Here is a 25,562-nt window from a genome sequence, read left to right as displayed (position 1 = left end):
GCTTTAGAGCGCGATATTTGAGTAGATTTCCCTATGCGGATTCTATGCCTCGCGCTCTATCGATCCGTTCAGCTACCCGGTAAGCGGCTTCCAACTCCGAGCAGCCAATGTTCTGCATCAATGTCCAGCGCTCTGCTTTTTCCTCGGGTTCCGTCATGGCCAGGGCGAGGTAAAGGCTGGGCGGCACTGCTCGAAACAGCGTTTCGAGCTTTTTCGACAGCACTACTCCCTCGGTATATTTCCCCGGTTCTTTGCTAGCTGAGAGCAACAAAGATTTCTGTGCAGGCGTGAGCTTCTTGAAGCGTGCTATTTCTTCGCTTTCCGCGGGCGGCATGTTCAAACAAATCCACCATTCGATCATGTTCAGCATGGTCTGCGCGGCGGAAGGAAAGTCGGCAAGGTTTTGCGTCGCCAGCCAGAACCAGGCTCCGAGCTTGCGCCACATCTTGGTTCCCTTGACCACGAATGGCGCCAGCAGCGGGTTTTTGGTGATGATATGGCCCTCGTCAGTGACCATGATGATTGGTCGGCCCAGGTACTGGTCGCGCTCGGCCAGGTTGTTCACGGTGTTCATCAGGCTGATGTAGCTGATGGACATCTGGGCCTCGTAGCCTTCGCGAGCGTAAGTGGCGAGATCGACAATGGTCACATCGCTTTCGGGCCAAGGTGTGCCTTCGCGATCGAACAGTTCACCCTCGAAACCCTGGCAAAACAGGTCGATGGATTCACCCATTTCCTGGGCACGCTCACGACGCTTCTCCGGCAAGTGCGTGTCGGCGGCGACGCGCAGCAACGCGTCGCGCACATCGTGGGTCAATACCTGTCGACACGACGCGACACAGGTCTGTGCCGCATCGAGAATGCACTCGCGGATTAAGCTGCGATCGGCTCGACTCAGGCGCGCCTCTTCCTTAGCCTCGCCGCCGGTGATCATCAGCCGGGCGGTGATTTCCAGTTCGCCAAGAACATCGCGTTGGTCTTCTCGACTTGCTGCCGCCTCATCGTCCAGCTCATCAATCGACAGACTCGCCACCTGATCCGGTTGCTCGACCAGGCGCCAGGCATCGGCGAACGGGGCGAGACTGACCGAGGCGCCAGGTTTTAATTGGACCTTATTGACCGACAAGCCCTGAGTTGCGAAGTAATCACCCTGCAAGCCGAATGAGTTGCCGGCCTCGACGATAAACAGGCGAGGGCGGTACACGGCCATGACCTGCATCAGTAGGGTGACCAGGGTGGCCGACTTGCCGGCGCCGGTGGGGCCGAACAACAGCAGATGGCCGTTCATGGCCCGATCTAGGCGTGACAATGGATCAAAGCTCAACGGCGAGCCACCACGATTGAACAGGGTGATGCCCGGGTGGCCGGTACCTGTACTGCGGCCCCATACCGGGAGCAGATTCGCCAGGTGCTGGGCAAACATCAGGCGCGTGTACCAGTTGCGCGTGTCGCGGGCCGGGTTGTAAGCCATTGGTAGCCAACGCAGGTAACTGTTGCAGGCGGCGACCTCATCGCCTTCGCCTACCGGTTGCAGCCCCGCACCCAGCAGTGCGCTGGCCAGGCTGACCGAGCGCTGATGCAATTGCTGCTCATCGTGACCGCGCACGTAAAACGCCAGTGTGCCCCGGTACAGCTTGTGCTGGCGGCCAATGATCGCGCGAGCCTCTTCAACATCCTGGCGGGTCTGGGTTGAGGCCAGGTTTTCTCCTATGGATTTGCGCGCTAGGCGGTTTAACTGCTCCTCGAGCATGTCCTGCGGCTTGATCACTAGAGTCAGGCTCATCACTGTGCCTTCAGGCAACTGGTCAAACAGCGCATTCACCGCGTCACCCTTGCGGGCTTCCCCGGTGAGTTGACCAATCGACGGTGCCCGCCGCAGTTTGTCCACCACCATCACCCGGTGGGGCTGATCGTCGAAAAACCAGAGTCCGTGCTGCACATCCGAACGCGGTTCGTTGAAGAACAGCCGCTCGGCAAAGTCGTGATCGAAGGGCAGTTCCAGTGACTCATCTTCGCTCGACTCTGGATAGGCCACGCGGCGGTAGAATTCTTCGGGCGCTTCATCGGTGAGCTTGGGTGCCGGATTGAACCAGGGCAACAACCAGGCATACAAACCTCGGCCATCGACTCGTGTCGATTGCACGCCGCACGCCTGCAAGGAAGCACTGATACGTTCGCAAGCCTGTTGCAGGGATTGCACTGGGGTGAGTCCCGTCTCATCAGCGTCAGACTCAAACCAGCGATAGACCACCAGGCGCACCCGTCGGTTATTGCCACGCCAGGGCAGGCGCGTCACCACCTTATCCTCAAACAAACCACCGGGCTTGACGATGGCCTTCAGATGATGGCGGCTGAGCGCCAAATACGCCTGGGTGAAGACGGTGCCTCGTGCGCTGTCCTGAATATAATCGGTGAGCCGGGTCAGGTAGGGGGTGAAGTCGTTATCGTCCTGGCAGAAAAACTGCGCCACCCAAGGCGCTTGATCCAGCTCGTCAAAGCTATCCTGTAGGGCGTCTTCAAGGGCATCGCGGGCCGCCATCAGCCAATCAGGTTCGCGCCCTTCGGTGCCGATGGGCAGCAACTCGAACACCGCACCCACCGAGCGATTGTCATCCAGCAGAAAACACTGTTCGGTGTCGAGGTATTCGACCCATGGCAGGTGATCGGTGAAGCTGGGGTGGTGCGCATACAATGCGGCCTCATCGGCCAAGGTGGCACGAGGGCGCAATGGGTGGCGCCAGGCTTTCCACGCAGAAGAGCCCTCACCCGAGTCACCGGTAGGCACTATAAGTCTTCCTGACGTTCACCCGGTAATGCGTACTGCACCCGTTGGTAGAACGGAAAGATGGTTGAGTACCCCGGGACCGGTGCCTGCTCGGTACCACTCAAATGCGGATACACGTACAGCACCAGATCGGGATTGGGCAGGCGAGGGAACAGATTGTGGATCTCGTTCGCCGCGGTGCGCGTATACGGTTCTTGAAGAGACGCGGAGGAATCTGCCTGAGCCAGCGGACGGCGTAGCTGCTGCCGAGCATCCAGCAGTTGCTGCTGAGTGCCTTGCGAACCGGCGCCATTCCAGATATCCATCATGGTTTGCTCGCCATGGGGCAGCAGCGTCTCCTTGTCGGTGGAGCACCCTGTGAGGACCAAGGAAAACACGCTAATCCAGGTCAGGCAGGGAAACGTGGATTTTTTCATGGCGTACGCTCCGGCCCTTGGGCTCGTAGTCGATGGTGATTTCATGGTCGAGGTGCAGCGCGACTTGGGCGGCCGGTGGCACGTACACGGCAGCAAAGGTCTCGCCATACAATTTGTTGATCCACCCGCGGATGTCGCTGACCCCACCACTGAGAATTGAATTCAGCGCGCTATTGCCACTGCTGCTGGTGACCCCAAGCGTACTGCCGCCCGAACTGATGACGCTGCTGTTGTTCTGCTCATCCCCGAGCAAGGCGGCGACACTGGCGCCGGCGGCAGTGATCAAACTCTGGCTGCCGAGGTACTGTTGAGCGTTTGAGCGGCGTTCGCCGGCAATGCACGGGATGCCATATGGATCGGATAGGTAACCGAGTCCGCCACGAATCTTGTCGGTGTTCGAGCTCTGGGTGGTGGAGGCATTGCGGCTGGCCACTGCCTTCGGCGGAGGCATCGTGCGGATGGTGCCGTCAGTAAACACAAAGGTGATTGACTCGACCTGTCCGCGTACGCACGACAGGGTCCAGTCACCGGATGCCGTGCCGCTCATAACGGCCCCCGCGACGTCCGGCAGCTCGATGCCGTTGGCGGTCAGGTTCTCGGGGCCCACCAGTACTTTGAAGGGATAGGGATCATTCACGGTGCCGTCGACTGGGACTCGGCCGATCAGCGCGGTCATGGCGACCGAACCCATCAATGTTGCGTTTTCGGGAATGGTGTAGACCGGCTTCGCGCCTTCGGTACGATCAGCGGAGCGTGTCAGGTCATGTTCACCCTTGGTGACCTCGTGTAACTGCTTCTGGCTGCGGTCGATGGCATTGTCCTTCAAACCCTCCAGTGTGTTGAAGGCAGTAGGCAGACTCAGGGTGGGCGCGGTCTTGGTTCTGCCCTGGGGGGCGGTGGACAGAGCATCCGAGGGCTCAATCCACAGCAGTGCATCATTGGCAGGATGCTGCCGTTCGAACTGGGAGCCGTCGCCCGGCTCAAGCCCCAGTCCGATAGGCATATCCTTGTCTTTGCCGGTCAGCCCTGACAGCTGCTCCTGCAATTGCGTCAGCAGACCACGGGCCTGGCGACTGTCTTGTTCCGCTTTGAGTCGAGCCTCGTTGGCTTGTCGTCGACCTTCGTCGACCTGTTGAGTCACGCTGCCAAGCGCCGTCTGGATACGCGAATCAACATTGTTTTCCCGCTCGCGCAGGCGGTTGTTTTCCGTCTGCAGCGAATCGTTGTGTTTCTTCAAACCGAGCATGTCGCTGCGCATGGCCTTCACCTGGCCGACCAGGGTGGCGACCGTATCGCGGGGGGTATCGCCCGCAATACCGAGCGACTTGGCTTGCTCGGCGGATAGCTGAAGATTGCCTTGATCAACCGACTTCTCTGGAGAGGAACTGCTGCCACCCCCGACCCAAGTTTTCAGGATAATCAACACCACGCCCAGCAGCGCAGCCGGTACCAGCCATTTGAGCAAGGCGTTAGCTTTCATCGCCAGCACCTCGCGAAACGGCCGGGAACAGCACGGCTTGCTCAAGGCCGACACTGCGGGTGACAAGGTAGGCGATCGTGGTGTCTTCAGCGCTGCCGACAGGTCCGAGGAAAGCATGCTGGAAAGCCGCGGCGAATAGCTTGGCCTGGAGTCGACGTGGATCGAGTTGCACCGTCTCTGAACCACGATTGCGCAGCTTCACGGCCGTCACCCAGTAATCACCGAGTCGCCAGGCGGCGATGGGCGTGCTGGACACGTGTTCGATCGGCAGCAGGGTTGGCAGTTCGGTGCGCAGCTTGAGCGGGACGCGGCGTACGCCGGGCAGGGACTCCACGGTGCGTAGCGGCGCATACAGGCTTTGCGCGGCGTAGCGTGTCAAAGCGACTGGGATTGGCGTACGTTCTGGAACAGGGACGGTGCTGGATTCAGCCTCGGTAGGCTGCTCCTGAGCATTCTTAAGAATACGCACGGGTTCCAGCGGTTGATCGCCAGGCGTGGCCGCAATGTCCAAGAGGATGATCTCTCCCGTCGCGACAGATTGCAGCTGTAGGCGGGTCGGGGCGATGGCCTCCGACGCCCGCAGGTACAGCGTGCCGCCAGTTGATTGCACGCGCAGCTTGCCCGTCAGGGTTGAGGGCACTCCGACGCGAACAGCCTCATCGACAAAGACCACCCGCTCCTGATTGATCACCAGTGGGACCGCGAGAGGGAGGCGTTCCCAGCGCATCAACTCGACGGCCTGCGCTGCAACTCCCCATAGCATCAATGCGATGGTGAGCGCCGGGGTAGAAATCCGCTTCATGAATCACCTCCAGGCAGAGCGATTTTTTGTGGCGTGCCTTGATAACAATCCAGCGCCAGTCCCCACTTGTTGTGTTCGGGATCGAGGTCGAACCGCACCACGCGTAGTGGATAGCGCACCACCACCCGTTTCACCGGTTCCGCGGCGTAATATTCATCAGCGTTGAGGTCGAGGGTGACCAGCCAGCTGTCGCGGTCGAGTTGCTTGACCCTGAGTTCCGGATCTTCGCTGTAACCGCGGCCCAGAATTTCGTAGACCCCGCGCACTCGCTGGCGCAGTTCACCGGCGGCCTTGCGGTATTCGTAGTCGCCGTCGAGGAAGGCTTTGCAGGCAGGTGTCAGGTAGGACTGCAAGCCATAGATGGCGCGGCGATAATCCTGCTCGCCATCCGAGGGCCAGCGGTTTAGCTGACCAAAGATATACAGGGCAAAGGCATAGATATTTTCTGAGGGGATATCCCACCACTTGCGAGTGCTGCCCGAGCGCAGATCTGGTGGTACATGCACGGTCAGATCGGTCGGTGCCGAACGCCAGCCGTACCAGAGCCCGGCACAGACCAGGGCAAGGATCATTACCGCCAAACGCAGGCTGAAGATATGCGCCTGTTGGGCATCGACCTTGTTTCGAAAGCGGCTCATCGCTGCCACCGGGACAGAGCAGGGCGCAGCCGACGCGAGCGGCGAACCGTCCAGGCGCCGGAGTGAAGGATCAAACTTCCGCGACCCAGGCGCCAACGGCTGGCGAGGACCCATTCGATTTTGCGGTATAACCAGGTCTCGGGGCGGGCTCGTTTGGCCCGACGCAGTAGCGCCCCACCGGCCAATAACACTACCGCCATGCCTGCGATCATGCTGGTTGGCGCCACGGCAATGGAGGAGGTGGCAATCGCCAGAGGAACACCCAGCACCAGGCCAATGACTGCGCCGGCACCGAGCGCTACCCACATCTCATCATTGGTCAAACCGCGTAATACAGCAGGGTCACGATTGAGTCGCTCAGGCAGAAAGATCAAGGTGCCGTCGGCAAGACGTTCAATAGTGTCGTTCATGTCGACCTCATAGAATCGCGGCTGCCTTGGTCAGGAACCAGATGATGATCACCACCAGCAGCGCTCCAATGCCGACCACCGCACCCAAGTCCTTCCAGGTCTTGCGCTGGTTCTGAACGTCGGCATAGACGGTCAGCGAGTGCCAAGCTACGCCGAGAAAAGCGAGCAGGGCGATCAGCAGGCCGAGGAGAATGCCGCCGTCGTAGGCGTAGTTTTTGATCGTCTCGATCAACCCGGAACCTTCGCCACGTGACGGAGCCTCCATGGTCGGGAGTTCGGCAAAAGCCAGGCTTGGACCAAGTACTAGCAGCAGACCGATCAAGCGCTGGCTTGCACCATCACGGAGATTGTTTTTTAGGGGGGGAATGCACTTGAGCATGGCGACGATCTCCTGGATTAGGACAGGGTGAAGAACATCAGTACGAGCAGGGCGAGCAAGACGCGCACGGCGCTGCCGCCAAAGGCTCCAAAGCGCACACTGCCGGCGGCCCAACCCCGGTAAGCCGTCCACATCACCCAGGCACACCACAGCAAAGCCAGGACGAGAACCAAGGACAGCCAGAGCGTCGAACTGCTCTGTGCCGAAAAGCCTGAGGCATTTTGGAAGGCCGTGGTCTGAGCGTCAGTCATGCTCATGGCAAAGGCTCCGCTGGCGGAGTGTCGAGACGATAATCGCCGACCAATTCAGTGGGATCGCGTGGTTGAGCGCGGGATGGGGATAGATAGCTCTGCACGCCTTGGCGCATGCGTTGGATGTCTTGGATTAGGCGGGGATAGTCGAAGCGATAACGCTCGATTGATTCCGACGGATTGGCTGCCTCAGCTCGTGTCGCAAGACGTTCGATGATGTCGAGTTGCTGCTGGACTAGCCTGAGCTGATCCTGCTCATGACCAGATGCGGCATAGCTGCTGCCACCAACGATAGCCAGCGAGAGCAGTAAATAGCGAAAGACGGTAGTTGGCATGATGCTGGCTCGTATGGATCTGAGGACAGAATCAAGTCAGCGGTCGAGTTATTCAGTAGGAAATATGAGGTGTAATGAATCGTTTTTTCTGGCGGAGCGCTGCTGAGACTACGGACAACTGGCCTTCCTTTGACGCTAGTGAATAGTCATCCTTGCCTGCTTCGGAGACTAGCGTAAATGGCCAGCGTTCATTATCGGAGGTAGCTAGGTACTCATTAGGTGGCGAAGTCCAACCATACGTTCACTATGGGTGGGAGCGGATACTCTTCACAGCCTGGGTTAACCTCGCTACGGATTGAGTTCTGTCAAAAATGTATGCCAGAGACACACACTGGCTGTGACATTATTGACTCCCTGATACGGCCTTTCCCGAATTCATAAAGGGACATTCATGCTTAACCTGGATCAGTTATTTCGCTTCAAAGAGAAACCAGAACCGAATGTAGCCATGATCGAGGGGCAGGGCGACGGGTGCTTGCTAGCCGATCAGTATCAGGAAGCGCTGGACCTCTATCGGCAGATTGAATCGCCGGGTCGCTTTTTGCGCGAGAAAATCTACTTCGCCAAGCTCTGCATTGGCAGCGCTGGTAGTAATGACGGTGATCTGATAGGTGATGACTTGAGTTCTAGCTCTCAGATGGGGCTGGAGCTCCAGGTAGAGGCCATACACCGAATCCATCAGCTGTGGGATTCTGACCTCGAGCCCGATGAGTATGAAAAACCGAAGGAATTAATTCGTCTGACCAGATGGATCAAGGACCATGTGGACTCTAATCCATACGCAGGCCGCCTAGTATTGATGTCTTGGTATGGGGCCAGCATGCACAGCCGCCGTGGACATCAGGCTTTCGTTGACCTGCAGAGAGTTGTTTACCCCACGCTGACCATACATGGTAAGTGGCATTCAGAGTTGTTGGATGCCCTAGCCGATCGAAATCGCGATACTGTTTTGACCCTTTTGGAGGCAGTCGATTTTGACACGGCCCCTAATATGGCCACCGTTTGCCGTGCAGCCAACTTCGTCAACAAAAAAGAAACTGCACAACGGGCCGCGAGAGTCTTTGTCGCTCGCTACAGCAAATTGGGCCCGCAAATGTACAGGGCGCTGGTGAGCGCCGCGATTATGAGCAACCAGGTGGATTTGCTCGACAACATTCCTAATGAGCATGCCCATGATTTTTTATCCGATCCTCTTATAGAACTTTTTTCCTGTGCCTCGAACGGACAATTCGAGCGTGCTGCGGTCGTCTTGGAGCGTACGAATGTCGATACCCTAATCTGTTACCAATCACCATGTATGGTTGAAGGTTACACACGCTTTCTTTCTGAGGGTCCATATGATTCTTGGCCGTCGATACTCCAGCCAGTGGACGGATTTGAGCTAGAATTGTTTCGTCGCCTGCCTAACACCGAGTCCTCAAACCGTTTTCGCCTTCTGCTGCTAAATGACGCTCAGTATGCCTTTGGAGAGGCGTTTACTAATTGTGTCCGACAGCTTTGGACTGACGCTCCGTCCTACGAGGTTGCTGAGTTGCTCAGCGAGTTTTCTACTAAGGACCTGAAGACTCTTGGGGCCTTGATGATCGACTATCTGGAAGAGTATCAGTTCGAGGACGGAGAGGACGTCGCGGCTCTGGAGATCTTGTCTGAGTGGGATGACGTTGATTTGAAATTCGGCCCCTTATTTTTTGGTGCTAAAGCGCAGCTCAGAAAAGTTGCAGCAACGAATCGACTCCGAGTGTTATCGATGCTGTTCGCTTTTGCTAAAAGAAATATTGCGAAGATCAATTGTGATGGGGACAGCAGCAATACCTACCTTGGTTGGTTAGCTGAGCTCACCGAGCTTGCTCCGACTCGATACGGTATTGAGTATATTTTCCGACAGGCCAATCTAGGTGACTATCAGGGGGCGCTTGCATCGCTGGAGCGTCTAAATCTTGAGCCAAGTAGAGATGTGGTATTCGCTTATGGTTGGGTCGGTACCAACACAGATAGCTACGCCCTGCTGGCAGCGTTCGAGAAGGCGGTTGAGATCGACTCTAAGCTTCTCGAGGTAGAGCGAATACAAAAAATTCGTCCCGAAGTTAGAGCAAAATTGCAGCGACTTGCTGCAACGCAACTCCATCTGGATTTCGATGGCGAGCAGGTTGTACGTCCGATCCCGTCACCGTTGCCGGCTAGTCTTTACTCTGCCATGGAGGCCATTGACCAATCACTTGTCTCGCTCAGTCCGGCTCAGATCCTCACTCTTCAGATCTGGCTTGGCCAACGTTACAAAGATATTGATAGTTCAATGCCTCCGGCGGCCGGGAATCACTTAGTTATCGAGTCTTGGAATGGATGCCTCCGTAGCGCGAAGCTGGCTCTTAAAGGAGAAAGCCAAATACTTAGCTTGGCCAAACGTCACGGGTACTCAAAGGTGATTGATGTTATGGCCGAAGCATTTGCTCATGAAAGTAAGCCAGATCTGGCACTGACGGCCCTCGCAAAAATTCTGGCACAGCGCGTCGATACGGGGGCAAACGAGGTTGCCTATCTGATTGGCACAATTAGGAATCGTTGTAATTACCACAACCCGAATATTATAAGAGAGCAGGTTCGCGAAGCGTCTAAACGTGGTATCTCGGTGAGTCAATTGCAAGAGTTGGCGACCGAAGTCAGCAGCTGGACTATGTGGAAAAATAAAATCGAGGACTTACTCCAGAAGTAAGTCGTCGCGCTGGCAGAGAATCAGGCTGTGCTCCCCAACAGTGCGCTCGTCATTAGAAGCTCGTAGATTAAATCTCAGATGTACTTTTTGAATGTTGCTGTTGTTATAGTTTGAATCGCCCCGGATTCTCTAGACACCTTGCAAGCTCATTGCATAACGCTTTTCAAACTCTACCGGTGACAGGTGATTGTTGAAACCATGGCGGCGTTTTGCGTTGTAGAACATCTCGATGTAATCAAACACATCACTACGAGCATCTTCGCGCGTGGAATAGATTTTCCGCTTGATCCGTTCCCGCTTTAGAAGCTGGAAAAAGCTCTCAGCCACGGCGTTGTCATGACAATTGCCTCGGCGGCTCATGCTGGCAACCAAATTGTTCGCCTTCAAAAAACTGCGCCAATCGGCGCTGCTGTACTGGCTGCCCTGGTCGGAGTGAACCATCACCTCCTGCTTCGGTTTACGCCTCCAGACCGCCATCAATAACGCATCAATGGCCAAATCACTGGTCATCTGCGACTTCATTGACCAGCCAACGACCTGACGAGAAAACAGATCCAGCACCACTGCCAAATACAGCCAGCCTTCATACGTACGAATGTAAGTGATGTCGGTGACCCAAACTTTGTTGGGTTCTACGACATCGAACTGGCGCTTCAGTAAATTGGGTGAGGCGACCGCTGGCTTACCGCCGTATTTGCCAGGACGGCGTCGATACCCTGTCTGAGAGCGCAGACCTTCAAGACGCATCAGCCTCGCCACACGATGCCGACCACAATCCTCACCGACTTCGCGCAGATCGTCATGGACTTTGCGATAGCCATAAACGCCGCCGCTCTCCAGCCAGGAATGCTTGATCAAACCCAGCAGTCGCTGGTCGTCTTTGGCGCGTACAGATTGCGGCTCAGACAGCCAGGCGTAATAACCGCTGGGATGGACTTTCAGCGTCAGGCAAAGCCGTCGAATGGAATAATCGCCCGCTCGCTGCTTGATAAAGGCGTACTTCAACCGCACTCCTTGGCAAAGTACGCGGCGGCCTTTTTTAAGATGTCTCGCTCTTCGGTGACGCGCTTGAGTTCGGCTCGCAGACGACGCAGTTCAGCGTGCTGATCGTCGTCTTGCTGCCGTTCTGCCTGAGGTTTGCTGTAGCGCTTTATCCAGGCATAGAGGCTATGCGTCGACACGCCAAGACGCGCCGCCACATCAGCGACAGGCAGCTTCTTTTCGGTCACTTGATTGACCGCTTGGATTTTGAACTCTTCGGGATAACGTGGGTTGCTCATGGCACCTCCTGATTGGCCTCAGTTTAAGGCATGGAGGTGTCTACGAAACCCGGGGCGATTCAGTTATCGTCACCGCAAGCATCACAGCGCAAGGCAGAAAAACGATCATGGGATTGATTGAAAAGGGCAGTGACAGGTAAATGATCCAGGGCACGATCAGCAGTGGTATCACTGCGCGCTTGGCGCGGTGATAGACAAAACTGCTTTCACGCCCCGCGCCAAATTTGCGCAGGTCACGGCGCATCAAACCATCTACAAAACCAGTGAACATGGCCAACAGAAACAAGGGTGTCGCCAGAACCAGAATGGTCAGGCGCACCACAAATGTGAAGGTCACATACACTGCAGCAATCACGAAATCTTCGATGCTCACGTAGAACTGATTGGCCCAACTCCATAAACCGTTGCCCTGGCTCGACACCCGTGCTTGCCGGGCGTAATCCGAAAAGCCAGTCTTGACCAACAGCCACTGATCGAGGAAATCCAGCCACTGGACAATCATCAGTCCGGGTTGTTGGAGCATGAGTGAAGCTTTGAAGTGCTCGCTGAGCCATCCCAATTCGCTATTCAACATCGCTTGGCTGTGTCGCCAACCTTGGTCGCTCCAGAACAGCAGTAGACCGGCGAACTCGATGAGGATTGAGAACAGCAACGAGGCGATCAGCAAACCGATAATGCGTAAGACCAAGCCAATAACCGAGACGATCAATCCCGGGCGCTGGATCGGTTGTGGCGGCGTGTTCTGTACCGAAGTCGCCATCCTTTACTCCATTGCGCACCGTTAAGTTGCTGCCACGGCACCTGCCGAATACGTGTTTGCTGAATCAAAACCTGTCGCGGGGCGGGCTACCCAACCTGATCCAGATCGAAGTTGGTTGTCGGGCGGCCGCCGCTCGCACTCCACCATTGGCCCACCTGTTCGTTGTAAGTGGCCCGCATCCTCTGGGTAAGCTCCTGCAGGTCCTGGGGCATTGCATCGTAGTTGGAGGGCTTAGGCAAAGGCATGCGGACTTTCCAGAGCTGGCCACCGGCCTGAAAGGAAAACATTTGCCCCTTGGGCAAACTGACGATATGCGCTGGCTCAATCAGCGGCACGCTGGTGGTGCTGACGCGATCCTGCGAGGACGAAGTGAAGTCCGTGTTGGCCTCCGGATCGGAGGTGTCGGTCGCACCCGACACCAGGGTCTTGGTCAGCACGTTAACCTTGGGCAACTGCTGGGTTAGTAGTTCAGCCGTAGCAGTTTCGCGCACCCGGAGGATTTGCAGGGTGTTGAAGTTACCAATCACCTGGCCAGCTTTGGCGCGGTTGCCGATGCGTGCTTCGATATCACTGAGTGTCTGGGTGTAAGCCGTCACCTGGATGCCGGCGCCACCGCCCTTGTTGATTAGCGGAATGAACTCATCGCCCATCAACTCGTTGAACTCATCGGCATGCAGGTTGATCGCCAGCTTGTCACTGCTGCTGCTCGATGCAGGCAGGCCGTGGTCAATGCCATGTTTGTAGATGTGGCCCGCGACCGAGACCAAGTCGGCGAACATGGAATTGCCGACGGCGGCAGCCACCTCTGCATCGGTCAGTGCATCCAGGCCGACGTAAACGATGCCGTGTTTTCGGATGATCTGCATCCAGTCGAAGATCGGCCGCGGGTCATCTAAATCGGTGTAGTCGGGGGCCAGTAACTGGGCGGTCTTGCCGGTGGTGAGTTTCTCCAGCAGCGGCAGTAGCGAGGCAACGATTTTGTCGAAGTAAGTACGGTCGTAGCGCACCGCCGAACGCAGCCCGTCCATTACGGGATCAAATACCCGCTTCACCGCCAGATACTGCTCGATGGCCACCACGCGTTTTTCGCGTCCCACCATATGCCGGGGAATGTTTTTTTCGGTGAGCTTGCCTTCAAGCTGGACGATCACTTCCCACGCTTTCGGATCGGTTCTGGCGAAAAATTGCTGGGCATACTCAATGAACAATGCGTCGATGTTGACCACATGCCGTTGGATTTGCAGGTAGTCTGGACGTCGGCCCAACTCGATCAGGGCGCGGGCGATGATGTTGACGAAACGCCAGGCGAACTCGCGAAATGCCGCCGAGTTGCCTTCACCACTGAGCTGCCCGGCGATGCGCGACGCCACTTCCGAGATGCGCCCGAAACGTCCCACGGCGTTGTAGCGGGCGGAGATCTCCGGCCAGCCCAGATGGAAGACATAAAACTCCTTCTCCCGACCGGCGCGTTTGGCTTCGACGTACATGCGTTTGAGCAGGTCTGCATCGCCCTTCGGATCGAAGACAATGACGACCTCGTGTTCGATACGATGAATGTCCTGGGTGATGTACACCTCCGCGAGCCGGGTTTTGCCGACACGGGTAGTACCAAGCACCAGCGTGTGACCCACCCGTTCGCCAAGCGGCAGGCTGACCTCTGTTTCATCTGGCTCAACCCCATGCAGCAGTGGCGAGCCTCCTACCGGAGGCAAAGGGCGCAACGGATTAAAGGCGCTGTCCCAGGCGGTGACACGGGCCAATGTCGAGAGCGGAAATGGTGCATGTTCTAGGCGACGTTCGAGTCCACGTGCCAGGCGGTAACGGGTCGGTTGGTCGACGTAGTGAGCGACGGCCGGATCCTGGGCCTCGACTAAGCGCTGGGCGTGCAGGCGGGTCCAGCGAAAGCCTCGGCCCATGAACAGACGTTTGCGGCTCACCGGAATCTGCCGGCTGGTCAGCTCGTAGCGAGGCAGCCGGCGGATATTGCGCCGATAGCGCAACACCACCCAGGCTTGTCGGAGGCGGATCAAACCGAACAGGGCATAGGCCAGAGCCGCAATCAGACCGATCTCGGGTGATAGGGCCACGGCCCAGGGCGAATACACGCATAACACCGCCGCGGCGACGCAGATCGCCACGGTATACAGCTCGACTGCGGGCCGGAGTTTGGACTCCATCGCATGCTCGGCCATGACCCAGACTCACTGTTCCAGTGAGGTGGCTGTGATTAAGACAGGGTAGTGCTCAATTTTCAGGCGAGAGGCGATGTCGTTGCCGTTGACCGGCAGGATGGTGATGCCCGGCGCGGCTGCTCGAATTCGGGCCAGGGCTTGAGTATCGGTCACTTCGACGGCGAGGCCGACCGCCCCCATTTCTTGCAGTTCAGTCGCACGCTGATGCAGCCAAGCCAACGATTGGGGATCCTCCCCGACAAGGAAAAATGGCTGCAAGCCCGGCATGTCCAGGGTGCGAATTGTGATTTGGCCTGGGCTCAAGTGAGAGCTGCGCACGGGCAGTATCCAGGTTTCATCGGCAAATGCAGAGAGGTCTGCATGTATGGCCCGAGCAGGCTGGGTCTTGTTGTTTATTGGCGGCCTGGAAGCTTCAAACTGGGGGCGGGTGAAACCGCCAGGCTGAACTTCTGCAAACGACAGTCCTGGCTGGGCGAGCGCAGCCAAGAGCACGGCGAAGTAATACGCACTGGGAATTCGCTTCATGGTGGTGTGCCCTGTTTAAAGGAAACCTGCAGTCGTTCGAGTTGTTGAGAAAAGCCGGCGCGGTAACGCGCGGCCGGCGTTCCCCCTGCCGGGCGGTGATAGCGTCCGGCAGCGGACACCCAATCACCGGTGACGGCGTGATGCTCTTGCAGCAGCGCGGCAGTTACGGCCAGATTGCGGTAGGGTTCAAGGGCTTCGCAGGGACTGGAAAAATGCTGTCCGTGATAACCCAGGTTGATTTGCCCAAGCCCGGCATCGATCCGCTTGGCGTCATACCGAGCAAGCGCCTGAAGCAAGGCGTGACAGGCGGTCTGACGATTGGCGAAACGGTAAGGTATTCCGGCGACGTTCAAGGTCCAGGGCCAGGGCAGCAGTTGATCACGGACGCGCATACCACTCTCCTGCAGGGCAGTCGCGAACAACACCGTGGAAGGGACGTTGGCGTCATGCGCTGCCAGTTGATAAGCCGGAGGCGGAAGTTCGTCTGCCCGGACGGCGTGCACCGTCAGCAGGAGCGCAATAGCAATCAATCGAGACGTTGCCATTGTCCGTTCACCTGCTGAAATGTGACGGGTAGCGGTCTCGGGGCTCCCAGGCTGAACCAGCGCCCGCGATCATGGTTCAGCGTGATTTTCCGGTGTTGGACCTTGCTCGCATCAATGCCTGCTTGCCGCGCCCAGCCACGGACATGTTCGTCCTCACCTTGGCTGCCCACCAAGTAGATATCGAACGCTGTATCACTACTTTGCAGACGCTGCGCTTCAGCGGTGCACGCTGGGCAATGGTCTTCGACAAACAGAGCACGGCGCGGCTCTACCGGTGAGCTAGCAGCGGGCGGGGAGGCCATACCCTGAATCGGCAACAGTCCAGGAAACAGCTTGGCCCAAGCTGCGGTGTAGGCGTTTTGGTAAGCCAACTCGCGCTCGGCACGTTTGGCTTCCAGCGCTACCTGCAATTCGGCATAGCGCTGACGCTCTTGGTCGTTCTCTGCTTCGACGCCGAGTGCAGTCAGCGGATCGAGATTCGGGCTCCAGTAACCACGCGGGCCGGCTTGGATCTGTTCGAAGCGTGTCCACTCCTGCTCCGTCAGACCCCAGCTTGCCGCCTGTTCAGAGTGCGAACGCTCCAGCGGAGTAGACTGCGTGTCCTGGGTCCGTGACGGTGTCGTGACGGGGTTGCCCAGCGCAGCGCCCGTGCTCAGCAATGAAATGAAACAGACGATGGGGCTCAGCGGAGCTCTGTTCATGATCGCTTCTCAAGGGAGGTGCACGGTCTGGTCTGGGTGAGCGGTCACCGCGAAGATAGCCGCGTTCGGCTCCAGCACCTTCAGTTGCCATGTGCCGAACTGCTCGCCGTTGTGCAGCAACTGGATATCATTGAGCGAGCGACTGGTAGGAGGTGCGACCGCCAGAAAGCGCTCGCCACCGCGGTACTCAACGCTCAACACTGAAAATGGCGGCAGGAGCGGGGCAGGCTTGGGCTGAGCGGTTTTTTTCGGCTTGGCCGAGGAAGGCGTCGGTGGTGGGAGTGGTGGCTGACTTTTGAGGTCCAGGAGTTGCTGCTCGACGTGCTCAAGTCGTGCGCGTAGCGCGATCATGTCGGCTTCGGTAGCACGGGCTGCCAGACCATCGCGCAGTTCCTGTATCTCCTGCGCCCATTGATCCAACATCGGATCGAGGGTATTGGCCTGTTGCTCACCGGAATCGACCATCTGCTTCAGGTCTTTCAGTGCGTACTGCAGCTTCTCCTGTGCATCCATGAGGGTGCTTGAGTCACGTTGCAGGGTATCCAGGGTCTGTAGGCGTTGGGCGTTCGCATTTTCCAGCTCGGTCACGCGTTGATACTGGTTATACAAACCACCACTCAGCCCGGAGACCGCCAGGCAAAGTGAGCCGACAATGAGGGTTTGAAACGTCGTGGCTTTCATGGGCGTGCCTCCGGCTGATGGGCCGCGCTGGGTGCGAGCCGCACGACGGCAGCATCATTTTTTTGCCGTTCGAAGCAGACCGAACGGCTAACCTCATCGATCGTGAGTTGCCAGGCGGGGCCAGCCAGTACTTGTAGCGCGTTGCGTAATGAGATCGGGCCGAGCCGGTAATGGGCGGCAGGCAGAGGCCGGGTAAACAGTATTTTTACTGGTTCGGCAGCAGGGCAGAGCGAATAACCTGAGCGCTGCAGCACGTAGTGCATCGCTTCCTGTACCGAAGGATTCAGGTTGGACGGAATGCTCACGTCAACAATTTGAGCGAGAAGATCACGTTGTTCCGGGGTGGGCTCGGTGCTGACCAGCGTATAGCGGCCATAGCGGAGCTCTGTCGGATGACTCTCTTCGGCTGTACTCCTCGAAAGCTGGGCCCGATTGGAACCACCGGCATTCTCTGGACTAGTCGGCAAATGGGTGGGGATCTGCGCCGTGCAGGCGCTCAATAAACCCAGCAGGCAGACAGGCGTGAAAAAACGCTCCATGGAAAAAACCTCATGTCAGATTCAGTGCAGAACCTGACATGAGGTGAAGGAGCGATTCAGTGAGTAAGTTGATTCAAGACGGGTCGTGTTTAAGTTGAACGCGTTGCTATTCGTCATAAATGGCGAGCCCATCCAAGACGGCAGCGTCGGGGTCGAAAATCAACAACCTCACATCCGCCAATGCCGCCAGATACAGTACGTTGACCAGGGCTTCCGGTGTGCCAGCGTCGAGCTGCTCCTGCCTCAGCGATGTGTAAGGACTGCCCTCAATCTTCATCAGATTTTCGTCGGTCCAGGGCGTGCCGACCAGCTTACACCCGAGGCCATTGCCGTCTGGCAGGGCGAAGGGTTCAAACAGCAGACCGGTTGGTCCGGAGTTGAAATTGCTAGCCCGGCGTTCCAAGTAGCGCAACGCCTCTTCAGTGAGGTGTGCGGTACTGATCTCCCAGGCTCGACTGTAGTGTCCTGTGTCGAAGCTCAAACGGTGGACCATGGCTTGGGCTTCTTCCTGGGAGTAAAGGTCACCGACATGATGTCGTTCGTTGAGCATCTCGCCAGTCACGGCATAGATCACTTCCCGCACCAGCCCGGTGGACTGGAAGTGTTCATCCAATTCATCCGGAATGGCCTGACCCTCGCTGATCAGAGCGAAGTCGTCGTTGAACAGGCAGGCGAACAGTTCCAGCGCATCGTTGGGTAGATGAGCTTGTGAGTCGTGTATGGAGCGAAAGCAGGGAGGGCAGTCGTTCGCGTAGGTGATTTGCAGCAGCCGTTCAATAAATAGATTGTCATAGCCGCGAACGAATGGGTTTGAGGCCCCCAGCATGGCTGGGGCTTGGGTAGTGGAGTTCATGAGTATTTCTCCAGGATGAAAATGAACAAGGCGCCCGAAGGCGCCTGTAAGGGTTAAAGCCAGCCGTATTCGGCAAGAGAAAGTGGGCGACCTTCACCCACGATGAAGTGATCCAGTACGCGCACTTCGATCAAATCCAACGCCGCTTTCAACCGTGCGGTCAAGGCGCGATCCGCCAGGCTGGGTTCCGTGCAACCGGAGGGGTGGTTGTGGCAGACAATGGCCGCTGCTGCGTTATGTGCGAGGGAGCGCTTGACAACTTGGCGGGGATAAACACTGGCGCCATCGATGCTGCCGTGAAAGAGGATCTCGAATGCCAGAACGCGATGGCGGGCATCGAGAAAAATCACACCAAAAACTTCATGCTCTTGTTGCGCAAGATGAAGTTTCAGATATGAGGCCACGGCGTCAGGTGACGTCAGGTTGGGGCCGCGGGTGAACAGCCGACGATCCAGAATGTGCAGCGCTTCGTCGATTAGCTGGTTTTCCTGGGCGATACGATCAGCCTCGACATCCGAGGTTTCAATCAGGGTGAGTGGGGTGCTCATGGCGTACCTCCGAAGGGAACAATCCGGGGGTACACACCTGAGGGGAGTGTTGTCCCCGAGGTGGATATAGAGTGACGGGCATTGCCCGATGACGCGCTGTTTACAGCCGAGTGAATCGGTGGCGTTGTCCGTGCAGGTGTGAATCACAACCGTCGCAGGGCAATGGAGAGGCAGTTCTTATACCCTGGCCAGTTTCGGGGTCGAAGTCGGCACTGATGGGCATTAGCCGAACCAGCCCAAGATGGAGGTCAGCAATGCGTTTTGCGATCTCATCTGTCGTGTAGTAGAGCGATAACGTGCTGTAGTCCTCGTAAGCCGCAGCGAACAGGCAATCGTCGCAAAGCCAGAAGGATTCCATATGGGTTCTCCTGTGCAGATTGAAGAAAGGCGCTCGATTGAGCGCCTTGATGTAAACATCGTGAATTGTTCAGGCGGACTGAACAGTACGTGTAGCGACACGGCGGGCCGTGCGGGGAGTGGGTGCAGATTCAGGTTCAGCCCTGGACTTCGCTGGGGTGTCGGTATCCTCGGCATCGGCATCAGCCGACGTTGGGGATGGCTCACTGTTTGGCGTTTGCTCAGCAGGTGCTGTTGCTTCCTGCCTGGCAGGCGCTTTGTACTCGAACGTGCCGTTGACCTTGATCCAGTCGATGTACAGCAGACGACCTTTCAGGCTGGCGCCCGGTTGGCCTTGTTTATCGCCTTTCTCATAGAGAAATGGGTCAATCCACAGGTCGCCGATACGGAACGACAGCAAGACCTTTTTCTCGGCTTTGACGGCGTCCATATAGAGGCGAATCAAACGTTCAGCTTCGCCTCCTGCGACTTTGCAGTCGAAACGGGTGTATTCCACTGCATCAGTGGCACCATGCAGAGCGGCGATATCGCAGGCCATGAACGGCTGGCCGCGGCGGACTTGTACTTCACGGACACGGTTGAGGTAGCCGATACCGACGGTGTGCAGATTGAAGTAAGTAGTTGCTTCTTGGGATTGGTTGGCGTGGGCCATGGTGGTTCTCCTGTTTCAAGGGAAAACGGCGACGCACAGCCCCTGACGGGGAAGTGAGTCCCCGTCAGGGTGGGTTAGGTGAAGGCGAACGATGAACGACTCGTCACCGGCAAGCCGATGACCATCAGATCGATGCGCCTGGAGAATAGGGGGGCAGCAGAGGAGAAATCCGCAGCATATCTGCGGACCTAGGGTAGTGGGCATTCATCACCGCTGAAGCGGTAATCGTGCGAGCCTCCGAATGCTGATCGCACTTGGGTAAACCACCACAAGCGTGGCGTAGCCTTGAAGGTTCAAGCTACCTGGGCTGGGCTGTCAACGACAGCGAACCACACCCTTTATATAAGCCTGTCACAGGGGCGCGTCAAGGCGCCGCAACCCGTTTTTTATGGCCGGAATTCAGTGGCAATCACTGGACGGAAGAAAGTGAAGAGTAGGCCTGGCGGGGTGCCAGGCGAGGAATAAAAAAAGCCACCTTAGGCGGTCTGACGCAGTCGACAAGCTCCTCGCAAAACTTTATTAACTGCGCCATGATTCGCCAACCGACCCTTATCGTGGCCTGGGTCGGAATACGCTGGCACGCATCCGCGCACAAAGGGTGCCCAGTGTTTCCCCGGCGGGCTCCGGGATTGAATGTGATCGCCGTAGCGGATGACCGCTGATGCCTGGCAGAGGCAACAGTGGTCATCCGCCACATTGATCCGGTCGAGCACAAAGCGGGAATGAAATTCCGCAGAAGAGAAGGCTCCGAACTCAGGGAGTCCAACCGAGCTGCCCGGAGCGAATCGGTCTTGGGTCGCCGTAGCGATGATCCTGAGGCACTACAGCAGAATGGGTGTGGCGACGTCAAGCCAGTGGGCGAAGAGGTTATTTGCTACTGAGATGAGCGGCCAGCTGTTCGACGGTCGTCAGGATAAAGGCACGGTCGCTTTCTTGAAGGCCGCTCAGCAGGCCCGCGATCATCTGGCCCTGGTCGTTGGGGCGACTGCTCGACTCCGTCAGCAGTTCATCCATCCGGCAGTCGAAGATGTCCGCCAGTTGCATCAGCTTGACCACGGAAAGCTCCACCACACCCCGCTCAAGGCGCGAAATGGCTTCGCTGCCGATCCCCAGGCGTTCAGCCACCTCTTCCTGGGTCAGATTACGCTGAGTGCGGTGCTTCGCGATCATGCGCCCAATTTGGGCTTGGGTTGGATGTTTATGTGCCAAGTGATGAGCTCTCCAATTCAACCCGAATGGTTGAGCAAAGACCCATTGACATGAACATCCTTAACGGTTGAGTATCGACTTAGAAGGTTGTTATATTGACTGAAATAGCTGTTTGTCGCGACGTGACATCTATTCCTCCAGGAATCAGAGGCCGAAGTGACCAGCGAGACTGAGCGGTCTGATAGGGCCAAAGGGAGGTAAGGTTGAGCATGGATGAGCCGCGCGAGAACGTCATGGACCTGATCTGGGATCGAACACTGGAGCTGTTCATCAAGATCCATGACTGCCCTGATAGCCCTGAACATCTCGAGAGCCTCGTTCATTGGCTAAACGAAGATCCTGCTCACCTGAAAGCGTTCAACGAACTGGGGCAGATATGGATCGCGACAGGCATCGCCTTGGCCCGTGAAATCGGACAACCGCTAGACGACTTGGAGAAGGATCAGGCGCCGTTGATGATGCACTGACAACACCCCCGAGGTCATGTGAACGCCAATGGTGCCTCATGGACGACGTATACCTTTGCTGATCGGCACAGTGCCTTTGCAGTCCGGGTAGTGGGAACATGACCAGAACGGTCCTGATTTTCCCTTCCGCCTGAGCATTGAGGCGTTGCAAATGGGGCAAATCGGCCCGGCTTCGGCCGGTACCGACAAGTTAAGCGCTCCGCAGTTTGCGATCAGCTGCGTAATCCAGTGCGCCTGCTTGGCAACGAATGCATCCAAGGTCAGACGTCCCGCTTCGATTTCATCCAGAGCCTGCTCCCAGATCGCTGTCATACCCGGATCCGCGACTGCTGCGGGTACCGCTTCGATCAGGGTATGGGCCGCTGCGGAGGCCATCAAAGCTCGTTTTTTCTTCAGCAAATAGCCGCGATCAATCAACCCCTTGATGATGCCGGCTCGCGTGGCTTCGGTGCCGATACCGGTGGTGTCCCGAAGTTTCTGTTTCAGACGCGGGTCGTTGACCAGCTTGGCCACATTTTTCATCGCCCTGATCAGATCACCCTCGGTGAGCGGTTTGGGAGCAGCGGTGCGCATGGACTTGAGGTCGACGTCGTCCACTGCGCACTTCACACCCTGTTGTAGAGCGGGCAACGCCTGGGACTTTTGATTGGGTTCATCGTCTTCGGCGCTGTCGGAGAGCAAGCCTTTCCAGCCTTGGACGAGGATCCGTTTGCCAACAGCAGTCAAACGCTCGGCGCCGCACTCCAGTTCGACCTCGGTTCGATCAAACTCGTGATGCGGCAGAAATTGCGCGAGGTAGTGGCTACGAATTAGCTCGTAGACTTGGCGCTCTTGTTCGGACATCCGCGTGAGATTCGCCGGCTCGGTGTTGGGGATAATGGCGTGGTGCGCAGTGACCTTGCCATCGTTCCATGCTCGTGAGCGCAATGATCGATCGACGCTTGCGAGCGCTGGGCGTAACGCAGGATCCATTCTGAGTAGGGCATCGAATACTGCGGCGACCTCGTTGAACATGCTCTCTGGCAAATAACGGCAATCGCTGCGCGGATAGCTGGTGGCTTTGTGGGTTTCATACAAGGCTTGGGCGATGTTCAGTGTTTCCTGAGCGCCGAGTCCCAACTTGCGTGAACAGACTTCTTGCAGTGTGCTCAGGTCGAAGGGCAGGGGTGGCGCTTCGCGCAAATGCTCAGTCTGCAGCGAGACTACGGTGGCGGTCTTGCTGCCAGAAAGCGCTTGGACGGCTTGACTGGCGAGCGCCTGCTGCAGGCAGCGACCGGCTTCGTCACGTCCTGAGCTTGGCGGTATCCACGACGCGATGAAGGGTTGCCCCATTGAAGACAGGTGCACATCCACCACCCAGTACGGCACAGAGACGAAGCTGGCAATCGCGCGGTCTCGTTCAACCACCAAGCGCAAAGTGGGTGTTTGGACGCGTCCAACCGACAGCACGCCGTCATAGCCCGCCCGCCGTCCTAGGAGGGTAAATAAACGACTGAGGTTCATACCAATCAGCCAATCGGCGCGGCTGCGGGCGAGGGCTGAGTGATAGAGCGGGAAGGTCTCCTGACTAGACTTCAGCGAGGACAGCGCTTTGCGAATCGACGCCTCGTTGAGTGCCGATAACCAGAGGCGCTCAACAGAACCACGATAGTTGCAGAGCTCCAGTAACTCGCGGGCAATCATTTCACCTTCGCGATCGGCGTCGGTGGCGATGACGACGGTGGTAGCTTCGCTGAGCAGCTGTTTGATGATTTTGAACTGCGCGCCAGTCTTGGGTTTGACCTCAACTCTCCACTGCGCGGGAATGATCGGTAGATGATCCAACGACCAGGTTTTGTACTGATCGCCATAGGCTTCAGGTTGGGCCGTTTCCAGCAGGTGACCGATACACCAGGTGACAGTTGTCTCGGGACCAATCAAGCAACCATCGCCACGTCGGCTGGCTCCGAGAACCTTGGCGATGTCACGACCTTGGGAGGGTTTCTCGCAGAGAAAAAGACGCATAGAACTGCTCCGGGTTGAGTTCGGAGCAGCGTTGTTGGAAACAGCAGTGGCGAGCTATGAGAAACCTGAATGGCAGGTCTCTCACATTAGTCGGTGAGGGCAGTCTTGAATGGGGGAGAGGCTGCTAGGTTGCAGTCATGTGGACGACAGTGCTTCACGAGCAGCGAGTAATGACAGGCCAGGAACTTCGCGCAAACGCGCAATTTTTATGCCTCATGTCAGTCATGCCGATGGTGGCTGCCCTCTGCGCTTTTTGGACTTCGACGCAGGCGAGCTGGCCTGGTCTGTAGCCTGCCCGACGGGAGCCGCAAACGATGCTGATTCACTTGTGCGCTCCCGCATGAGCACGTTCTGCACGCGGTGAGGCAGGATCCCGACTCGACGGGCCTCGATCTTGAAGGTCACCCGCGCATTGTCTTCGCTGTCCTCCCACTCATCGCGCACGGTGCGGCCTTCGACCATTACACGCATACCTTTCTGATACAGCGTGCTCCAGTGTTCAGCGTCGCGGTGCCAGAGCTCAACCGGCGCCCAATAGCCGCCTCGATCTTCATAGCTGCCGTCGCGTGGCACGGGGTTGTCAAAATACACATTCAGGCGCAGCAAGCGCCGTGGCTCGTCATTGCCTGACGGGAACTCCTGGAACTCTGGCGCACTACCGATGTTGCCTTCGCCGACGAAAAAGGTACTCATTGTGATATCTCCGCTGCTGGTGTGAACTGGCGCAGCAGCCGTTCGGCGCTGGCCATTTTGATCGCGCAGGTTGAAGCCTGACGGTAGAGCGAATGCACCACGCTCATCTGCAAGTTCAGTGCGATACGCTCGCATTCGAAACGGTGCAGTCCCTCGCGTACGGCTTGCGGCAAAGCCTTGTTGGAGACCTGGCGTTCCCAGACCGCAACGCCCATACGGGCGAAGTCGCGGGTGCGCCATCGCAAAAAGGTGCTGCGCGCACTGGTGTTCTGCAGCACCAATCGAATATCCAACAGTGAGTAAGGAGGTTGTTCGGCGTGCTGCGCCACAGCCTCCATCAGGCGACGTAACTGCGCCTCGATTCCCCTCGCCACCTGCGCCAGGTGTTCTAGCTCCCCCTTACCCTTAAATGGTTTTAAAAGGCCTTTTAGGGAGGCAGCGTGTTCGAGCTGTCGATAGGCATCCGGTGTGAGTGTTTCGAGGGGCATTGGTTGAGTCGGGATCACGGGGTTCATACTTCGTCCTCCGGCTCATCGACTGTCGCAGATGGCTCTATCGCGTTCTCCTCCAACGCTTCAGCGTCATCCACCGCCACAGCACCACGACGAATGATCGGGGGCGCGAACTGGGAGCGGCGATGCCCCTCAAGGATGTCCGTAGGGGGGAGCCCAAACTTCTCCATGGCCGCCAGAGCACGAGCGTTATTTGCCGCCATGTCGTCACGGGTGACGCCAGCATGCCGATAGCGCTGCGCCTGACCGAATAGGCTGCGCAGCAGATGGGCGCCGTCGTCGATCCAGGCTTCCATGTCTCGGCGACCGATCAAGGCGGTGTGATGGGCCAACAGGGTATGACGCACCAAGGTGTCGTAGTCAGTCAGCAGGTAGACGGCGAGGAAGCCCAGCTGGCTGCCGATGTACAACGGCAAAGTAACGGGATGGATGTTGATATTGTCGCTCATGTCGATCTGTGTCGGCAGGTCCTGTCTGATCCGGTCCAACTGCTGGGTCAGTTCCAGCATCCCAGCCTTGGCCTGCATCAATTTTTCTTCGAGCTGCACGATCGCCCAGTCGGCATAAGGATCGTCCTGCGCTGCGGCTTGTTTGATCAGGTTGGTGACGCTGATGTAGCCCGCCATACCCATGATCGAGTGGACGCCTTCGCGTGCGGTTCGGCCTTGCCAGATTCGGGCGGCGTGGTGGGTATGCAGTGTCAGGGTGATGCTGCTGCGCAATGAGCCCAGGTTGAGCTGATAGTGATCGGCCACGGTGTCGTCCTCGCATAGGCTTGGACGGGAACGTTGCGACAGAAGAAGGTCAAGTACATCCGAAAAGCTGTATTCGGTCTGTT

At 57.4% G+C, this 25,562-nt stretch carries 28 protein-coding genes; 2 read left to right on the top strand and 26 right to left on the bottom strand.

The features are described from left to right. Positions 1–31: 31 nt before the first annotated feature. From P2T68_RS24965 to P2T68_RS24925, 9 genes are read right to left on the bottom strand one after another with little or no spacing between them, the layout of a single operon-like run. Positions 32–2,785, bottom strand: coding sequence for a conjugative transfer ATPase (locus P2T68_RS24965; protein ID WP_126587184.1), 2,754 nt, complete (start codon positions 2,783–2,785; stop codon positions 32–34). After that, entirely contained in the window at positions 2,785–3,201 is a 417-nt protein-coding gene (locus P2T68_RS24960; RefSeq protein WP_041475984.1) for a TIGR03751 family conjugal transfer lipoprotein, read from the bottom strand. The genes P2T68_RS24965 and P2T68_RS24960 overlap by 1 nt, the downstream gene beginning before the upstream one ends. Next, positions 3,164–4,681 (bottom strand): TIGR03752 family integrating conjugative element protein, encoded by a 1,518-nt coding sequence (locus tag P2T68_RS24955; RefSeq protein WP_126587185.1) that lies wholly within the window; start codon positions 4,679–4,681, stop codon positions 3,164–3,166. Before P2T68_RS24955 ends, P2T68_RS24960 begins: the two co-directional genes overlap by 38 nt. Next, positions 4,671–5,483, bottom strand: coding sequence for a TIGR03749 family integrating conjugative element protein (locus P2T68_RS24950; protein WP_126587186.1), 813 nt, complete (start codon positions 5,481–5,483; stop codon positions 4,671–4,673). Before P2T68_RS24950 ends, P2T68_RS24955 begins: the two co-directional genes overlap by 11 nt. Next, positions 5,480–6,121, bottom strand: a complete 642-nt coding sequence (locus P2T68_RS24945; RefSeq protein ID WP_014338741.1) for a PFL_4703 family integrating conjugative element protein — start codon at positions 6,119–6,121, stop codon at positions 5,480–5,482. The genes P2T68_RS24950 and P2T68_RS24945 overlap by 4 nt, the downstream gene beginning before the upstream one ends. Continuing rightward, on the bottom strand, positions 6,118–6,531 hold the full coding sequence (locus P2T68_RS24940; protein ID WP_014338742.1) for a TIGR03750 family conjugal transfer protein: 414 nt from the start codon (positions 6,529–6,531) through the stop codon (positions 6,118–6,120). Before P2T68_RS24940 ends, P2T68_RS24945 begins: the two co-directional genes overlap by 4 nt. A 7-nt stretch (positions 6,532–6,538) precedes the next feature. Continuing rightward, the gene (locus P2T68_RS24935) at positions 6,539–6,910 is read right to left on the bottom strand and encodes a TIGR03745 family integrating conjugative element membrane protein (protein WP_014338743.1); all 372 of its coding nucleotides are present in this window, start codon (positions 6,908–6,910) and stop codon (positions 6,539–6,541) included. Between the two features lie 17 nt (positions 6,911–6,927). Continuing rightward, a complete protein-coding gene (locus P2T68_RS24930; protein ID WP_014338744.1) occupies positions 6,928–7,167 on the bottom strand; it encodes a TIGR03758 family integrating conjugative element protein in 240 nt (79 codons plus the stop codon). Then, positions 7,164–7,496, bottom strand: a complete 333-nt coding sequence (locus tag P2T68_RS24925; RefSeq protein ID WP_014338745.1) for an RAQPRD family integrative conjugative element protein — start codon at positions 7,494–7,496, stop codon at positions 7,164–7,166. Before P2T68_RS24925 ends, P2T68_RS24930 begins: the two co-directional genes overlap by 4 nt. Positions 7,497–7,887: 391 nt before the next feature. On the opposite strand from P2T68_RS24925, the gene P2T68_RS24920 reads away from it, so the two are divergent. Then, entirely contained in the window at positions 7,888–10,206 is a 2,319-nt protein-coding gene (locus P2T68_RS24920; RefSeq protein ID WP_277378432.1) for a hypothetical protein, read from the top strand. A gap of 129 nt (positions 10,207–10,335) precedes the next feature. Here the strand turns inward: P2T68_RS24920 and P2T68_RS24915 are convergent. The 13 genes from P2T68_RS24915 to P2T68_RS24855 all read right to left on the bottom strand — a co-directional run bounded on the left by P2T68_RS24915 (position 10,336) and on the right by P2T68_RS24855 (position 21,048). Continuing rightward, positions 10,336–11,486, bottom strand: a protein-coding gene (locus P2T68_RS24915; protein ID WP_277378190.1) for an IS3 family transposase whose coding sequence is annotated in 2 segments (ribosomal slippage) — positions 10,336–11,252 and positions 11,252–11,486 — 1,152 coding nt in all. Because the reading frame shifts where the segments join, the coding sequence is not laid out codon by codon here. A gap of 40 nt (positions 11,487–11,526) precedes the next feature. Continuing rightward, positions 11,527–12,246, bottom strand: coding sequence for a TIGR03747 family integrating conjugative element membrane protein (locus P2T68_RS24910; protein WP_277378431.1), 720 nt, complete (start codon positions 12,244–12,246; stop codon positions 11,527–11,529). An 86-nt stretch (positions 12,247–12,332) separates the two neighbouring features. After that, positions 12,333–14,438, bottom strand: coding sequence for a type IV conjugative transfer system coupling protein TraD (gene traD, locus P2T68_RS24905; RefSeq protein WP_014338751.1), 2,106 nt, complete (start codon positions 14,436–14,438; stop codon positions 12,333–12,335). Positions 14,439–14,447: 9 nt separating this feature from the next. Continuing rightward, positions 14,448–14,963, bottom strand: coding sequence for an integrating conjugative element protein (locus tag P2T68_RS24900; protein WP_041475986.1), 516 nt, complete (start codon positions 14,961–14,963; stop codon positions 14,448–14,450). After that, on the bottom strand, positions 14,960–15,508 hold the full coding sequence (locus tag P2T68_RS24895; protein WP_041475987.1) for a hypothetical protein: 549 nt from the start codon (positions 15,506–15,508) through the stop codon (positions 14,960–14,962). The genes P2T68_RS24900 and P2T68_RS24895 overlap by 4 nt, the downstream gene beginning before the upstream one ends. Then, entirely contained in the window at positions 15,490–16,209 is a 720-nt protein-coding gene (locus P2T68_RS24890; protein ID WP_014338754.1) for a TIGR03759 family integrating conjugative element protein, read from the bottom strand. Before P2T68_RS24890 ends, P2T68_RS24895 begins: the two co-directional genes overlap by 19 nt. Before the next feature lie 9 nt (positions 16,210–16,218). After that, positions 16,219–16,890 (bottom strand): chemotaxis protein, encoded by a 672-nt coding sequence (locus P2T68_RS24885; RefSeq protein WP_014338755.1) that lies wholly within the window; start codon positions 16,888–16,890, stop codon positions 16,219–16,221. After that, positions 16,887–17,429 carry a PilL N-terminal domain-containing protein gene (locus P2T68_RS24880; RefSeq protein WP_014338756.1) on the bottom strand — a complete coding sequence of 181 codons (543 nt, stop codon included), beginning with the start codon at positions 17,427–17,429 and terminating at the stop codon, positions 16,887–16,889. Before P2T68_RS24880 ends, P2T68_RS24885 begins: the two co-directional genes overlap by 4 nt. A gap of 106 nt (positions 17,430–17,535) precedes the next feature. Next, complete coding sequence (locus P2T68_RS24875; RefSeq protein WP_102617439.1) at positions 17,536–18,282, bottom strand: ABC transporter substrate-binding protein; 747 nt, start codon at positions 18,280–18,282, stop codon at positions 17,536–17,538. A 53-nt stretch (positions 18,283–18,335) separates the two neighbouring features. Next, positions 18,336–18,830: a DNA repair protein RadC gene (gene radC / locus P2T68_RS24870; protein ID WP_014338758.1), complete on the bottom strand. Its 495-nt coding sequence runs from the start codon at positions 18,828–18,830 to the stop codon at positions 18,336–18,338. Between the two features lie 100 nt (positions 18,831–18,930). Then, complete coding sequence (locus P2T68_RS24865) at positions 18,931–19,188, bottom strand: hypothetical protein (RefSeq protein WP_041475988.1); 258 nt, start codon at positions 19,186–19,188, stop codon at positions 18,931–18,933. Positions 19,189–19,257: 69 nt separating this feature from the next. Further along, on the bottom strand, positions 19,258–19,839 hold the full coding sequence (locus tag P2T68_RS24860; protein WP_014338759.1) for an STY4534 family ICE replication protein: 582 nt from the start codon (positions 19,837–19,839) through the stop codon (positions 19,258–19,260). An 867-nt stretch (positions 19,840–20,706) separates the two neighbouring features. After that, the gene (locus P2T68_RS24855) at positions 20,707–21,048 is read right to left on the bottom strand and encodes a helix-turn-helix transcriptional regulator (RefSeq protein WP_027912505.1); all 342 of its coding nucleotides are present in this window, start codon (positions 21,046–21,048) and stop codon (positions 20,707–20,709) included. Positions 21,049–21,257: 209 nt separating this feature from the next. Between P2T68_RS24855 and P2T68_RS24850 the strand changes: the two genes are divergently transcribed. Next, complete coding sequence (locus tag P2T68_RS24850; protein ID WP_126587189.1) at positions 21,258–21,515, top strand: hypothetical protein; 258 nt, start codon at positions 21,258–21,260, stop codon at positions 21,513–21,515. A gap of 36 nt (positions 21,516–21,551) precedes the next feature. Here P2T68_RS24850 and P2T68_RS24845 read toward each other — a convergent pair whose 3' ends face one another. From P2T68_RS24845 to P2T68_RS24830, 4 genes are all read right to left on the bottom strand, one after another. Continuing rightward, the gene (locus P2T68_RS24845; RefSeq protein ID WP_126587190.1) at positions 21,552–23,519 is read right to left on the bottom strand and encodes a DNA topoisomerase III; all 1,968 of its coding nucleotides are present in this window, start codon (positions 23,517–23,519) and stop codon (positions 21,552–21,554) included. Positions 23,520–23,741: 222 nt separating this feature from the next. Continuing rightward, complete coding sequence (locus P2T68_RS24840; protein WP_126587191.1) at positions 23,742–24,212, bottom strand: single-stranded DNA-binding protein; 471 nt, start codon at positions 24,210–24,212, stop codon at positions 23,742–23,744. Next, entirely contained in the window at positions 24,209–24,727 is a 519-nt protein-coding gene (locus P2T68_RS24835) for a DUF3158 family protein (RefSeq protein ID WP_126587192.1), read from the bottom strand. The genes P2T68_RS24840 and P2T68_RS24835 overlap by 4 nt, the downstream gene beginning before the upstream one ends. Then, the gene (locus P2T68_RS24830; RefSeq protein WP_126587193.1) at positions 24,724–25,479 is read right to left on the bottom strand and encodes a PFL_4669 family integrating conjugative element protein; all 756 of its coding nucleotides are present in this window, start codon (positions 25,477–25,479) and stop codon (positions 24,724–24,726) included. Before P2T68_RS24830 ends, P2T68_RS24835 begins: the two co-directional genes overlap by 4 nt. Positions 25,480–25,562 lie beyond the last annotated feature (83 nt).

It is taken from the genome of Pseudomonas sp. G11, assembly GCF_029457515.1.
Classification (GTDB): Bacteria; Pseudomonadota; Gammaproteobacteria; order Pseudomonadales; family Pseudomonadaceae; genus Aquipseudomonas; species Aquipseudomonas gorinensis.
Note: the sequence above shows the minus strand (reverse complement) of the source record. Positions and strands in the feature narration are given on the sequence as shown.